We start from the raw sequence: 13,056 nt of genomic DNA, 5'->3' as shown, positions 1-13,056 counted from the left end.
TTTCCTAGACAGGCGCGGCCGGTGTTAAATACAGGACGAAGGGAACCGCAATCAGGGCTGACAACAGAATTACGGCGAAAGACTTCCAAAGGGATCCGAATTGATGCGCTTCGTTCAGGAAATGAAGCGTGATGTAAAGGCTCAGGATCGCCGTTGCGAACAGCATCATCATCATCAGAAACGGCATCGTCAGGCTTAGAACAAGGGTCATGACCAGGGCGACGATTTGCAGGAACTGCAACCACACTGTCAGGACCATCAGATCGTCAAAGCTTGCTTTGCCGCCTATCGCTTTTCCGACAACGAAGAACGCGAGGATGCTCAGCAGCATTGCTCCGGCGGATCGCAGCAATACAACGGGGACACTTTCGGGTGGTGGTGCGATTTGACCTTGCGGCACAGGCACCGACAAATCGATTCCCAACTGCACGAGACAGTTCAAAACCACTGCCAGCGCAAAGGCCAACCACAACCCTTCCCGCCCCGGTTTCAGGGATAACAGCTGGCGGGCGGCTTGGTCGGGGCTTCTGATCGTCAGAACCGCCAGAGCGCCGAGGGAATTGATAGTCATGCAGCGGACCTTTGTACTTGTCTCAGACCGGATAACCAGAACCAGACAAAAACAGCAACCCAGACGACACCCACAATTGTCAAAGCGGGCCCGGGCCCGATGAACCCGGCAACCAGACCATTCAACAAGACCAGGGGGGCAGATGCCAACAACGCCCAGAACAGGGCCAGTCGTGCGCCATAAGCAGTGCCCTGCCCGCCCGCCATCCGCGCCGCCCAATAGGAAATCAGCGCCAGCGTGTAGAAAAACAACGGCAGTATGAACACCGACCCCAGCAAAGCGCCGCCCAAAAGCATGTTCAGCTCGACGCCTTCAAGATGCGCTTTGCGGGCAAGGCTGGGCATTTGCGCGACAAAGGCCACCACGCAAAACACCATGACAAACACCAGCGCCCTGTCTTCCCGCTGACCCATTTCAAGAAGCCGGCGCACCACGCGCCCCGGCCCCCGGTATGTGGCCAATATGTCAGACGAGACGGCCATCAGCTACGACGCGCCAGCCACCCTTCCAGACGGCTTACGATCTCTTCCGCCAGGGCGCTGTCTTCGATCTCATCCACCGCTTCGGCAAGAAAGGCCAAAGTCAGCATGTTGGTTGCGTCCTTGACCGGCACGCCACGGGACCGCAGATAGAACAGAGCGGTTTCGTCGATCGCACCCGAGGTCGAGCCGTGCGAACACGCCACGTCATCGGCATAGATCTCAAGCTCGGGCTTGGCGAGGAATTGGCTGTCATCATCCAGAAGCAGCGATTGGCTTATTTGGTAACCGTCGGTCTTTTGGGCGCCTTCCTTCACGAGGATCTTGCCCTGAAACACGCCCGTCGCCCCGTTGCGCAGCACTTTCTTGAACACCTGACGGCTTTCGCAGTTTACCGCATCATGGGTGATGAAAACCGTGTCGTCATGATGGAAGTCGCCATCGCCAACACAGGCTCCGGCCACATGGGCGACCGCGTCATCGCCCGTCAACTCGACGACCTGCTCATTGCGGGTCAGCACGCCATTCACGGTCAAAGTGAAGGATTTATAGACCGATTCCGTGCCCAGACGGGTGAACATATGGGTCGCGGCCCGGCGTTCATGGTCCCTGCCCTGGGCGCGCACATGGTGCAGCGTGCCCTTGTCGGCGATGTCGATCTCCATGCATTTGTTGAAGCGTGACGCAGCCGGACCGGTTTCCAGAATGGTGGCCTCGGCCCCGCTTTCGACGCGAATGACGTGGTGCAGGATCGCATCCGAGGTCGGCGACGCATGACGATAGATCAGGTTGATCGGTTTGGACGGTTTGCCGGTGACATGAATGGCCACACCATCCGACGCAAAAGCCGTGTTCAGCGCCGCCAGCGGACGCTGGACCGGAGACTGACCGCGCGTCTCAAGCACGCCATACAGGTCTTTCGCCCAATGAATGTCCTTGCAGCAGATATCCTCGAGCCGGTCGATGGTCACGCCTTCCAGCGTCAGGTCGTCCGACTCTTCGGCGCTGAATTCACCGTCCACGAAGACGATGTTCAGCCGGTCTAGTCCGCTGAACATCAACGGCTCGTCATCGGCAAACACCGCAGCCGGAGGCGCGTCTGGCGAGACCAGAGTGTCCGGTTGAGTGTATTTCCAATATTCGTCACGCCGTCCGGGCAGACCGGTTTCCAGAACACGGGCCAGCGCGTCTTCGCGCGCGGCGCGGGTGCATCCCGCGTCGGGCATGGTCAAGGCAGACAGCCGGGCCTCGGTCGCGGATTGTTTGACTTCGGGCAAGGCCATCAGTTCACCTCGGCAAGAATGTCGGCATAACCGTTGTTTTCAACCTCGAGCGCCAGATCTGGGCCTCCGGTTTTGACAATGCGGCCATCGGCCATGATGTGCACGACGTCGGGTTTGATGTGATCCAGCAGGCGCTGGTAATGGGTGATGACCAGGAACCCGCGACCTTCATCGCGCAGGGCGTTCACACCTTCGGCGACCAGCTTCATCGCATCCACATCCAGACCCGAGTCGGTTTCGTCCATGATGCACATCTTGGGTTCCAGCATGGCCATTTGCAGGATTTCATTGCGCTTTTTCTCACCGCCCGAGAAGCCCACATTGACCGGACGCTTGAGCATATCCGCGTCGATCTTCAGCGTCTTGGCCTTGGCACGCACTTCCTTGAGGAAATCCGCGGCGGACAGCTCGTCCTCACCCCGCGCCTTGCGCTGTGCATTCACGGCGGTGCGCAGAAAGGTCATGTTGCCCACGCCCGGAATTTCGACCGGGTATTGGAAGGCCAGAAACACGCCGGCAGCGGCGCGCTCTTCCGGTTCCATCTCCAGCAGATCCTCGCCATCCAGCGTGGCGGAACCCTCGGTCACTTCGTACCCGTCGCGGCCCGACAGCACGTAGCTGAGTGTTGACTTGCCTGACCCGTTCGGCCCCATGATCGCGTGTACCTTGCCGGCTTCAACCGTCAGGTCCACACCCTTTAGGATCTGCTTGTCTTCTTCTTCAAGCTTCACGTGCAGATTATTGATTTCCAGCATTTTTTATCCTTTTGCGTATCGCAGGGGGCACCGTGGCCCCGAAACCTTCTTATCCCAGCAACTTGCGGATCAGACGCGCGACGATCCAGCCCAGGATCGCCCCTCCGCCAACCGCCCAAACCGGGTTGATGAATTCCATGTGGTTGATGTTGACGTAAGCCATACCCAGCAGACCGCCAAGAACCGGCAACGCGTAACCCAGCCAGGTCAGCACGTCTTCTTTCCGGATGCCGCTTCGTGACGCCCGCGTCATCAGCCAACCGACCCTTCCAGCGAGATTGCCACCAGTTGCTGCGCTTCCATGGCGAACTCCATCGGCAGTGCTTGCAGAACGTCCTTGCAGAACCCGTTGACCACCAAAGCCACGGCCTCTTCTTCATCCATGCCGCGCTGACGGCAATAGAACAGCTGATCGTCATCCACCTTGGACGTCGTCGCCTCATGCTCAACGCGGGACGAGTTGTTCTTGACCTCGATATACGGAACCGTATGCGCGCCGCATTTGTCGCCGATCAGCAAGCTGTCGCACTGGGTATAGTTGCGGCTGTCCTTGGCCTTCGGGTGCATCGAGACCAGACCACGATAGGTGTTCTGCGCCTTGCCCGCACTGATGCCCTTGGACACGATGCGCGACTTGGTGTTCTTGCCCAGATGAACCATCTTGGTGCCGGTATCGGCCTGCTGATAGTTGTTGGCAATCGCGATCGAATAGAACTCACCCTGGCTTTCGTTGCCGCGCAGGATGCAGGACGGGTATTTCCACGTCACGGCCGAGCCGGTTTCGACCTGCGTCCACATCACCTTGGACCGGTCGCCCCGGCAATCGGCGCGCTTGGTCACGAAGTTGTAGATCCCGCCCTTGCCGTTCTCATCCCCGGGGAACCAGTTCTGAACGGTCGAGTATTTCACTTCGGCGTCTTCTTCGACAATGATCTCGACCACGGCCGCGTGCAGCTGCGCGGTGTCGCGCTGGGGCGCGGTGCAGCCTTCCAGATAGGACACGTACGAGCCTTTGTCAGCGATGATCAGAGTGCGCTCGAACTGGCCCGTGTTTTCGGCGTTGATGCGGAAATAGGTGCTCAGCTCCATCGGGCAGCGGACACCGGGCGGAATGTAGACGAAGGACCCATCCGAAAACACGGCCGAGTTCAAAGTTGCATAAAAGTTGTCCGACACCGGAACCACAGTGCCCAGATACTTTTTGACCAGCTCAGGATGTTCCTTGATCGCTTCGGAAATCGAACAGAAAATCACACCGGCCTTTTTCAGTTCGGCCTGAAAGGTCGTGCCGACGGACACCGAGTCAAACACCGCGTCCACAGCAACCTTGCGACCCTCGGCCGGAGCATCCTCAGCACCTTCGACGCCGGCCAGAATCATCTGTTCTTTCAGAGGGATACCAAGCTTTTCGTAAGTGGCCAGCAGCTTGGGGTCGACATCGTCCAGCGATTTGGGTTTCTCTTCCATCGATTTCGGACGCGCATAGTAATACTGATCCTGAAAATCGATCTTTGGATATGTGACCATGGCCCATTTCGGTTCTTCCATCTTGGTCCAGCGTTCAAACGCGGCCAGACGCCACTCGGTCATCCATTCCGGTTCTTCATTCTTTTCCGAGATCAGACGAACGATGTCCGGGTTCACACCTTTCGGCGCGTACTCCATTTCGATGTCCGTGTCCCAGCCGTATTTATAGGTTCCGACCTCGCGCACCGCATCCACGGTTTCCTGATCGACACCCTCTTTCACCTGGGTCTGGTCCAAAGCGGCCATAACTTACCCTCCGTCAGATCACGCGGCGCGCGCGCGATGCTTTTTCTCTTTTTCAAGCCACGTTTCGGCGAAACGCAGCACATCTTCTTCCGTTGTCCGAGGTCCCAGCGATACGCGGATTGCGCTGCTGGCCGTTTCCTCGTCAAATCCCATGGCGGTAAGCACCGCGCTGGAACGAACCTTGCCGCTGGAACAGGCAGAGCCCGCACTGACCGCAAATCCCGACAGGTCCATTTGCATAACCTGGGTTTCGCCCTTCCACCCGGGCGCAGCAAAACACAGGGTGTTCGGCAGGCGTTGCCGCCCTTTCCCGACAAAAATAGGTGATTTTACAGCGGCCTCAAGAGCGTTTTCTAGAATATTTCTAAATTCTTCGACCTGCTCCCAAACGCCATTGGCCAGATCCCGCATCGCAGCTTCAGCTGCGGCCCCGAACCCCGCGATACCAATAACATTTTCGGTTCCTGACCTGCGACCCATTTCCTGGCCGCCCCCCTTGATCTGTGCCGCCAGATCGGTTCCGCGTTGCATCACAACGGCACCGACACCTTTTGGACCGCCCAGTTTATGCGCCGAGACCAGGGCCATCTGGGCATTCACCCAGTTGAACGCGACGGGCAGCTTGCCAAAAGCCTGTGTGGCGTCTGTCACGGCCAGACCGGACGGCAGTGTTTGAACCATCCCCGTCTCTGAGTTTGCCAGTTGCAATGTCGACATTTCAGGCGCGGTTACCTGCACGTCTCCGGCCTCTGAAACCGTAAGATCCTCGTTGATCCAGGCTCTTACCGCGTCATGTTCAATCGCCGCGCCGTGCAATTGGCGCCCCGACAATGCCAGTGCCGCACCTTCGGTTGAACCAGATGTAAAGACGATATCCGCACCATCCGCCCCAAAGGCCGATGCAACCTGAGCCCGGGCGCGCTCGATCAGAGCTTTGGCGGCCCGACCTTCCGCATGAACCGACGAGGGATTGCCGCAGACTTCCATCGCCGCAATCATCGCGTCCCTCGCTTCGGGGCGCAGCGGCGTTGTTGCATTGTGATCCAGATAAACACGTTTCATGGATACATCTTTTTGCCGACAGACTTCATTTCATATCCCGCCCGTTAAGATCATTCATCTACAACGGAAAACAGGCTCGGAACGGCCGGGCACGGGGCGAGGTCGTTCTTGATCACATCTGACAAACGGGTTTGATGCAGGAACACATAGACATGCGCGCTGAGACTTTCCCAAAGCCGATTGGTCAATGATTGAGCGCGGCTGCCGGACGAGGCCCCGGACGCTCCGGCCCCTTTTTGCAGCGCATCAACGGTTTCGTCCACGGCCGCCAGAATTTCGACGACACGAATTTCGGATGCCGGGCGTGCCAGTCGATACCCGCCGCCGGGCCCCCGCACGGAAGACACCAAGTCCGCCCGGCGGAGTTTGACGAAGAGCTGCTCGAGATATGGCAACGAAATGTCCTGCCTCTCGGAGATTTCCCCAAGCGTCACCAGTCGTTCCGTCGGCTGGAGCGCAATATCCGCCAGGGCGACCATTGCGTAACGCCCTTTGGTCGACAGCTTCATTCCATGCCCCCTTTCAGCAGGATTTGCGCGAAATCATTGACGCCGACGTTGCCAGTGCGTATCTCCGACTGACAGCGCTGGTATGCGCCAAGCAACATAATTAGAACCGTTCTAAGGTGCCCGACGATTATCGTCAAGTATATCCGGGCATCGGCACGAAAAAGACAGGACCAAAGCACACATGCCCGAGGTGATTTTTCCCGGACCCGAAGGCCGCCTGGAAGGCCGCTACCACCCGCAAAAGGAAAAAGACGCACCGATCGCCATCGTGCTTCACCCGCACCCTCAGTTCGGCGGGACCATGAACAACAAGGTGGTCTACAATCTTCACTATGCCTTCTACAACATGGGGTTCACCGTGTTGCGCTTTAACTTCCGCGGCGTCGGTCGCAGCCAGGGCGAGTATGATCAGGGCGTGGGCGAGCTGAGCGATGCGGCATCGGCGCTGGACTACCTGCAATCGATGAACAACAATTCGAAACACTGCTGGGTCGCAGGTTTTTCGTTCGGTGCGTGGATCGGTATGCAGCTGCTGATGCGCCGCCCTGAAATCACGGGGTTCATCAGTGTATCGCCCCCTGCAAACATGTATGACTTTTCGTTCCTTGCCCCCTGCCCGTCTTCCGGCCTGATCATCAACGGAACGGCTGACAGGGTGGCGCCACCGGCTGACACGACCTCGCTGGTGAACAAGCTGCACGAGCAGAAGGGGATCACCATCACGCACACCGAAGTAGAAGGTGCAGATCACTTCTTTCAGGATCGTCACATGGACACGCTGATCACCAATGTCAGCGACTATGTGAAACGCCGCCTGACCGAGAACACCCGCTGATGTCCGACACCATCACATCTCTTGCCGCCAAACTGGCCGAAGATACGATGAAGGTAATGGATGAGACGGGCGAAGACAGGTTCTTTGTCGAAGTTGGTGAAGTGCTCGGGGCCGCGTCTCAGTCTCTGGAAGAGGCGTTTCTGACGGAAATTCGTGTTCGGTTGGCTGAACGGAAAGCCAGGCAGTTCGTGATCAAACGCTTGTCTGCGCATCGTGCAAAGCAGAAGGCGATCGAAAAGCAATGACCGACCGTTTGCCGGCGCAAATCGCATTTCTGAAACGGGCCGACGAACTGAAAATGGTCGAGCGGGCAAATGTCCTGCTTGACCGGTCCAGACCCGAAAACTCGGCAGAACACAGCTGGCATTTGGCCTTGTGGGCCCTTGTCATGGCCCCGTTGGCAGGGCCGGATGTCTCGATTGATCGGGTCTTACGCATGCTGTTGCTGCATGACCTTGTTGAAATCGTTGTCGGCGACCATCCAATCCACCTTAAGACTGACTGGAACTTGGTTGCCAAAGCTGAGCAAGCTGCAGCCAAAGAACTGTTTGGGCTTTTGCCAAAGGATCAGGCCGATGCGTTTCACGCTGTCTGGCGTGAATTTGAAGAGGATCAGACCGCCGACGCCCGGTTTGCAAAGGTTCTGGATCGTTGTCAGCCACTGTTTCAGGTTCTGTGTGCCCCGAACCCAGATCCGGATCACGTGGACATAGCGCGTTCAAATCTCGAAGGCGGTCGCGCCGCCTATCTGGAACAGGTTTTTCCACTGGCCTACGAGCACGCCGCAAACCTGCTGGCTGGTGCAGATACGCAGGCCAACGCGTTTACGACACGGCTGGCGTTTCTGACCGAAGCTGATCGGCTGAAGTCTGTTCTTCGTGCCTCGCGGCTGATGGCGGGTGATCGTTTCGAAAACTCGGCAGAACACTCGTGGCACATCATGCTCTACGCCTGGGTCCTGGCTGAAAATGCGCCCACAGGGATCAGTGTTGATCGGGTCCTTCAAATGCTGTTGCTGCACGATATTGTTGAAATCGACGCTGGCGACAATCCGATCCACGGGCAGGTCGATCACGCAGCGCAAGCAGCCAAGGAACAAGCGGCGGCCAAGCGCTTGTTCGGGTTGCTGCCCGACACGCAATCCAACACCTTCACGACATTGTGGCACGAGTTTGAAGCGGCAGACAGCCCCGACGCCAGGTTCGCCAAAGCCGTTGATCGTTTTCAGACACCTGTCGCCAATCTGGAAACCGGTGGCGGATCGTGGGTCGATTACAAGGTAACATATGCCCAGCTTGAGGCACGCGTTCAGCCTGCGATTGCAGCAGGTTCTCCTCGGCTGTGGGATTGGCTGCAACCGCAACTGGCTGCACACTTCCAAAGCGCCGAGTCTGTACACCACTAGGCAGAAAAGAAAAAAGGAGCCCGACGGCTCCTTTTTCCCTGCTAAGCTCTACGTGGCGCTTAAAAAACACTACTACCATCAAACTGTTCAACCATGTTGGCTGCTTCAACTTCGACGGACCCCCCGTCAGCAAGCCACCCAATCGCCACTATCAGACCCGCAGCAAATATTACGGATTTCGAAAATGTCGTCATAACTCAAAACTCAATAACAAATCATAAAATACGTTGAGAAGACTACACCAATTCGATTCTCTGAATAGTCAGGTATACCTGACCTCAGATGGTATTCTCATATCCTCAGACCCAAAAAATCGCCTTGCCCACCCCTTCGGTTTCATGCTCAACGCGAGGGTATCTTTCCTGTTTCGAGGATCAAAATGCCCCAAGCGTATCTGTATCTGATGCTGGCTGTTGTTGCGGAAACCATTGGCACCACGGCCTTGCAGGCCAGTCAACAATTCACCCGGTTCTGGCCGTCCGTCCTTGTGGTCGTGGGGTACGGACTCGCATTTTACCTCATGGCGCTGACGCTGAAATACATGCCTGTCGGTATCGTTTATGCGATCTGGTCCGGTCTGGGCATCTTTCTGATCGCCGTGATCGGATTCATCGTGTTCGGCCAAAGGCTGGATTGGCCTGCGATCCTGGGGTTGACGTTGATCTTGTCCGGAATCCTGATCATTCACCTCTTTTCCAAGACTGCCGGTCACTGATCCACGGTTAGGGCTGGTATATTTTGTCGCGCCGCGCTATGCGCGCGGCAACTTTCCGTTCAAAGGCTGACCTCTCATGGACCTGCGCAACATCGCAATCATCGCTCACGTGGACCACGGCAAGACGACCCTGGTGGATGAGCTGCTCAAACAATCCGGCGCGTTCCGGGAAAACCAGGCCGTGGCGGAACGCGCCATGGACAGCAACGATCTGGAGCGCGAGCGTGGCATCACCATTCTGGCCAAGGCAACTTCGGTCGAATGGAAAGACACACGCATCAACATCGTCGACACCCCCGGCCACGCCGATTTCGGTGGTGAAGTCGAGCGTATCCTCAGCATGGTCGATGGTGTCGTCCTGCTGGTTGACGCCGCCGAAGGCCCGATGCCACAGACCAAATTCGTGACGTCGAAGGCGTTGGCGCTGGGCCTGCGCCCGATCGTGGTTCTGAACAAGGTCGACAAGCCGGATGCGGAACCTGACCGCGCATTGGACGAATGCTTTGACCTGTTCGCAAACCTCGGCGCCGATGATGACCAGTTGGATTTCCCGGCCATGTATGCCTCGGGCCGTTCCGGCTGGGCCGATATGGAGCTGGACGGCCCGCGCAAGGACCTGAGCGCACTGTTTGATCTGATCGTCGATCACGTTCCTGCCCCGAAACAGATCGCGCATAAGGGTGAGCCGTTCCGGATGCTGGCCACCACTTTGGGCAGCGATCCTTTCATCGGCCGCATTCTGACGGGTCGTGTGGAAAGCGGCACATTGAAAGCTGGCGACAGCCTGAAAGCCCTGAGCCGTGACGGATCGTTGATCGAAAACTTTCGCGCCTCAAAAATATTGGCGTTCCGTGGGCTGGCACAGCAACCTATCGATGTGGCCGAAGCCGGTGACATCGTCACCATCGCCGGCATGAGCAAAGCAACCGTGGCAGATTCTCTGGTTGCTCCGCAGGTCGAAGAAGCCCTGCCTGCACAGCCCATCGACCCGCCGACGATCACCGTAACTTTTGGTATCAATGATTCTCCGTTGGCCGGTCGTGACGGCAAGAAAGTTCAGTCGCGCGTCATCCGTGATCGCCTGATGAAAGAAGCCGAATCCAATGTCGCGATTCGCGTCACCGACACACCCGGCGGCGAGGCTTTCGAGGTCGCGGGCCGCGGCGAGTTGCAGATGGGTGTTCTGATCGAGAACATGCGCCGTGAAGGGTTCGAACTCAGCATCTCGCGCCCTCAGGTTCTGTTCCGTGAAGAAAACGGCCAGCGGCTGGAACCGATCGAGGAAGTCACCATTGACGTTGACGATGAATACTCGGGCGCCGTGATCGAAAAGATCACCGGGGCCCGCAAAGGTGAGTTGGTCGAGATGCGCCCCGCAGGTGCCGGCAAGACCCGCATCATTGCCCATGTACCGTCCCGTGGCCTGATCGGCTATCACGGCGAATTCCTGACCGACACCCGCGGCACAGGCGTTCTGAACCGCGTGTTCCATGGCTGGGCGCCGCACAAAGGCCCGATCCCGGGCCGCCGAGCGGGCGTTCTGATCTCGATGGAGAATGGCCAAGCCGTGGCCTATGCCCTGTGGAACCTGGAAGAGCGTGGCCGGATGTTTGTCGGTCCTCAAACGGATGTCTATCAAGGCATGGTGATTGGCGAGCATTCTCGTGACAATGATCTGGAAGTGAACCCGCTGAAAGGCAAGAAGCTGACAAACGTACGCGCGAGTGGCTCGGACGATGCGGTTCGTCTAACGCCGCATATTCAGTTCTCGCTGGAAGAGGCAATTGCTTATATTGACGACGATGAACTGGTCGAAGTCACCCCGAATGCAGTGCGCTTGCGCAAGCGTTATCTTGACCCGCACGAGCGCAAGCGGATGGCCAAGTCGGCCTGATTTACCCGGCAGACCGCTGCCGCAATCGGAAACAATTGCCCAAGTGTGGCAATTTTGCGTCCAAACGGACAAAAGATAAAAAACGGACAACCGGGCACTACGCCCGGTTTTCAATTGAAAAGAGTAGACTTTCTTCTTTGGGTTGCATTAATTCTCCATCACTCCCCCAATCCACATGTTGTGATTGAGACCCGTTTAAGGTGAAAATATGCCAGTTGTGTGACGTCGTTCATAAACACCCTCGCTGCGGTGGTTCATATGAACACGTAGTAAAGTATCGAGTTTCGAGGAGTTCCACATGGGTATCCGGTCCCGCAATATCCCGCTGTATTTTGTCGCTACGACATTTTTGTTTTCGCCTACGGGTGAAGCTTTCGCCGCCGGAACATGCACCGTTCAAACAGCCAGACAATCCGCTGCATCCGCACAGGTGTTATGTGAGTGTGACGCTGTGACATCGGGTATGATCCGATACATTCAACGCCGGCACGATTTCGATCAAATTCTGGCGCGTGTAGGTGCTGAATGTGCGCCACTTGCAGACTTGCTTTCAGATTTGCCGACGGCGTCGATCGGCGCAAGTGATCAGCGATCCGGAGATGGTCCGTCCGATGAGACAGTCGACAGCGGCTCGGCTTTCGGTGGTGGTGGCGGTTTAAGCGGTGGAACCGGCGGTACAAGCGGTGAAAACGGCGGCACCGGCGGCGGTGGCACTGGCCTAGGGGGCGAAGGCAGCGGCTCTGGCGGCGGCGGTGAAAACGAAGGTGGCGGTGAAAACGAAGGTGGTGGCGAAAACGAAGGCGGCGGCGAAAACGAAGGTGGCGGTGAAAACGAAGGCGGCGGCGAAACGTTTTAATTTGGAAGCAAAAATACCGGTGCAAGATACGATTGCACCGGTATTCAGTTTCTCAAAAAGACTTTCAGGTTTCCTCAGCTATGGCCGTACACACCAACCCAACGTCCGGGGCGGTTCGGGTCTTGCATGCGAAGAAACAGATACCGCGTCGCCGTCCAGGGTTTGATACGGTTCGTGAGGTTGTCCAAAACCAAATCACCGTTTGAAGAGCGATACACCAGCACCGCATGAGGCACCCGACGCGTGTCCAGAACCGTCGCGATCAACAGTTTACTTGGATCGACGCCGGCATGGATCAAATCTCTTTTCTTCAACAGCGCGAAGTCTTCGCAATCGCCCCCCCTGTCCGTGGGAAGCGCCCAACGCTCGGTCATTTTGTACTGAGATTGATCGGTGACTTCTCGCGTCGATCTGTTCACGCGCCGATTCACCTGTTCGACAACCTTCAGTTCTTGCTGGCTGGACATGGACACGGATCGTTTTTCGGCACAGGCCCATTTGTACTCGGCGCACAGATTTGCCGCCCCTGAAGGTGGCGGCGAGGACGCGACACTTGGGATAAACCCGTTCCCGGACGCATGTGCGACGGGGACCACCGCTAGGGTGCAAACGCCAAAAAAACTGATGCTGAAGGCCCGCACTGAAATCGGCAGAAGTCTTGCACCAAACCGCTTGGCCAGATTTGTGAAGTGTTTCATGCCTGTACCCCAATCCGATGTTCTTCGCACGATTGCACGTCAAACAGGGTCGCATTCCGATTCGTGAAACTATCCGCGAACAAACCCGCCCAGGCAATCACCCAAAAAGTTGAAGGGGAAAAAGGGCGGAAATTCGTCCGTCAATCTGACCTTTTTGCGCAAGAATTTGGGTGGCGCGGCCACAATTCGGGCACCGATCGCGCAAATCCGCGACAGCGTGG

The 13,056-nt window shown here is 57.2% G+C and carries 15 protein-coding genes; 6 read left to right on the top strand and 9 right to left on the bottom strand.

What is annotated here, in order from left to right; all coding sequences use genetic code 11:
- Nucleotides 1-4: 4 nt before the first annotated feature.
- Genes ACR0C6_RS04585 through iscR form a run of 8 tightly spaced genes read right to left on the bottom strand, consistent with a single transcriptional unit; the run spans nucleotide 5 to nucleotide 6,432 of the window.
- The gene (locus ACR0C6_RS04585) at nucleotides 5-571 is read right to left on the bottom strand and encodes a YIP1 family protein (protein ID WP_171328360.1); all 567 of its coding nucleotides are present in this window, start codon (nucleotides 569-571) and stop codon (nucleotides 5-7) included.
- Nucleotides 568-1,053, bottom strand: coding sequence for a YIP1 family protein (locus ACR0C6_RS04580; RefSeq protein WP_480618427.1), 486 nt, complete (start codon nucleotides 1,051-1,053; stop codon nucleotides 568-570). Before ACR0C6_RS04580 ends, ACR0C6_RS04585 begins: the two co-directional genes overlap by 4 nt.
- Complete coding sequence (locus tag ACR0C6_RS04575; protein WP_171168079.1) at nucleotides 1,053-2,333, bottom strand: SufB/SufD family protein; 1,281 nt, start codon at nucleotides 2,331-2,333, stop codon at nucleotides 1,053-1,055. The genes ACR0C6_RS04580 and ACR0C6_RS04575 overlap by 1 nt, the downstream gene beginning before the upstream one ends.
- Entirely contained in the window at nucleotides 2,333-3,088 is a 756-nt protein-coding gene (gene sufC / locus ACR0C6_RS04570; RefSeq protein WP_480618425.1) for a Fe-S cluster assembly ATPase SufC, read from the bottom strand. Before sufC ends, ACR0C6_RS04575 begins: the two co-directional genes overlap by 1 nt.
- A 49-nt stretch (nucleotides 3,089-3,137) precedes the next feature.
- Nucleotides 3,138-3,302 carry a hypothetical protein gene (locus tag ACR0C6_RS04565; RefSeq protein WP_480618423.1) on the bottom strand — a complete coding sequence of 55 codons (165 nt, stop codon included), beginning with the start codon at nucleotides 3,300-3,302 and terminating at the stop codon, nucleotides 3,138-3,140.
- A gap of 38 nt (nucleotides 3,303-3,340) precedes the next feature.
- Nucleotides 3,341-4,861: a Fe-S cluster assembly protein SufB gene (sufB, locus tag ACR0C6_RS04560; protein ID WP_171204775.1), complete on the bottom strand. Its 1,521-nt coding sequence runs from the start codon at nucleotides 4,859-4,861 to the stop codon at nucleotides 3,341-3,343.
- Between the two features lie 18 nt (nucleotides 4,862-4,879).
- Nucleotides 4,880-5,923, bottom strand: a complete 1,044-nt coding sequence (locus ACR0C6_RS04555) for a cysteine desulfurase family protein (protein ID WP_480618422.1) — start codon at nucleotides 5,921-5,923, stop codon at nucleotides 4,880-4,882.
- A 50-nt stretch (nucleotides 5,924-5,973) separates the two neighbouring features.
- Nucleotides 5,974-6,432 carry a Fe-S cluster assembly transcriptional regulator IscR gene (iscR, locus tag ACR0C6_RS04550; RefSeq protein ID WP_152458016.1) on the bottom strand — a complete coding sequence of 153 codons (459 nt, stop codon included), beginning with the start codon at nucleotides 6,430-6,432 and terminating at the stop codon, nucleotides 5,974-5,976.
- A gap of 181 nt (nucleotides 6,433-6,613) precedes the next feature.
- On the opposite strand from iscR, the gene ACR0C6_RS04545 reads away from it, so the two are divergent.
- The 6 genes from ACR0C6_RS04545 to ACR0C6_RS04520 all read left to right on the top strand — a co-directional run bounded on the left by ACR0C6_RS04545 (nucleotide 6,614) and on the right by ACR0C6_RS04520 (nucleotide 12,137).
- Nucleotides 6,614-7,267, top strand: a complete 654-nt coding sequence (locus tag ACR0C6_RS04545) for an alpha/beta hydrolase (protein WP_152458017.1) — start codon at nucleotides 6,614-6,616, stop codon at nucleotides 7,265-7,267.
- A complete protein-coding gene (locus tag ACR0C6_RS04540) occupies nucleotides 7,267-7,512 on the top strand; it encodes a hypothetical protein (RefSeq protein WP_152458018.1) in 246 nt (81 codons plus the stop codon). The genes ACR0C6_RS04545 and ACR0C6_RS04540 overlap by 1 nt, the downstream gene beginning before the upstream one ends.
- A complete protein-coding gene (locus ACR0C6_RS04535; protein WP_480618420.1) occupies nucleotides 7,509-8,672 on the top strand; it encodes an HD domain-containing protein in 1,164 nt (387 codons plus the stop codon). The genes ACR0C6_RS04540 and ACR0C6_RS04535 overlap by 4 nt, the downstream gene beginning before the upstream one ends.
- A gap of 379 nt (nucleotides 8,673-9,051) precedes the next feature.
- Nucleotides 9,052-9,387 carry a DMT family transporter gene (locus tag ACR0C6_RS04530; RefSeq protein WP_152458020.1) on the top strand — a complete coding sequence of 112 codons (336 nt, stop codon included), beginning with the start codon at nucleotides 9,052-9,054 and terminating at the stop codon, nucleotides 9,385-9,387.
- A gap of 76 nt (nucleotides 9,388-9,463) precedes the next feature.
- Complete coding sequence (gene typA, locus ACR0C6_RS04525) at nucleotides 9,464-11,281, top strand: translational GTPase TypA (RefSeq protein ID WP_152458021.1); 1,818 nt, start codon at nucleotides 9,464-9,466, stop codon at nucleotides 11,279-11,281.
- Nucleotides 11,282-11,744: 463 nt separating this feature from the next.
- Nucleotides 11,745-12,137: a hypothetical protein gene (locus ACR0C6_RS04520; protein ID WP_480618417.1), complete on the top strand. Its 393-nt coding sequence runs from the start codon at nucleotides 11,745-11,747 to the stop codon at nucleotides 12,135-12,137.
- A gap of 74 nt (nucleotides 12,138-12,211) precedes the next feature.
- On the opposite strand, the gene ACR0C6_RS04515 is transcribed toward ACR0C6_RS04520, so the two are convergent.
- Nucleotides 12,212-12,835: a transglutaminase-like cysteine peptidase gene (locus tag ACR0C6_RS04515; RefSeq protein ID WP_480618415.1), complete on the bottom strand. Its 624-nt coding sequence runs from the start codon at nucleotides 12,833-12,835 to the stop codon at nucleotides 12,212-12,214.
- Nucleotides 12,836-13,056: the final 221 nt, after the last annotated feature.

The organism is Ruegeria sp. AL12 (assembly GCF_056540885.1).
Note: the sequence above shows the minus strand (reverse complement) of the source record. Positions and strands in the feature narration are given on the sequence as shown.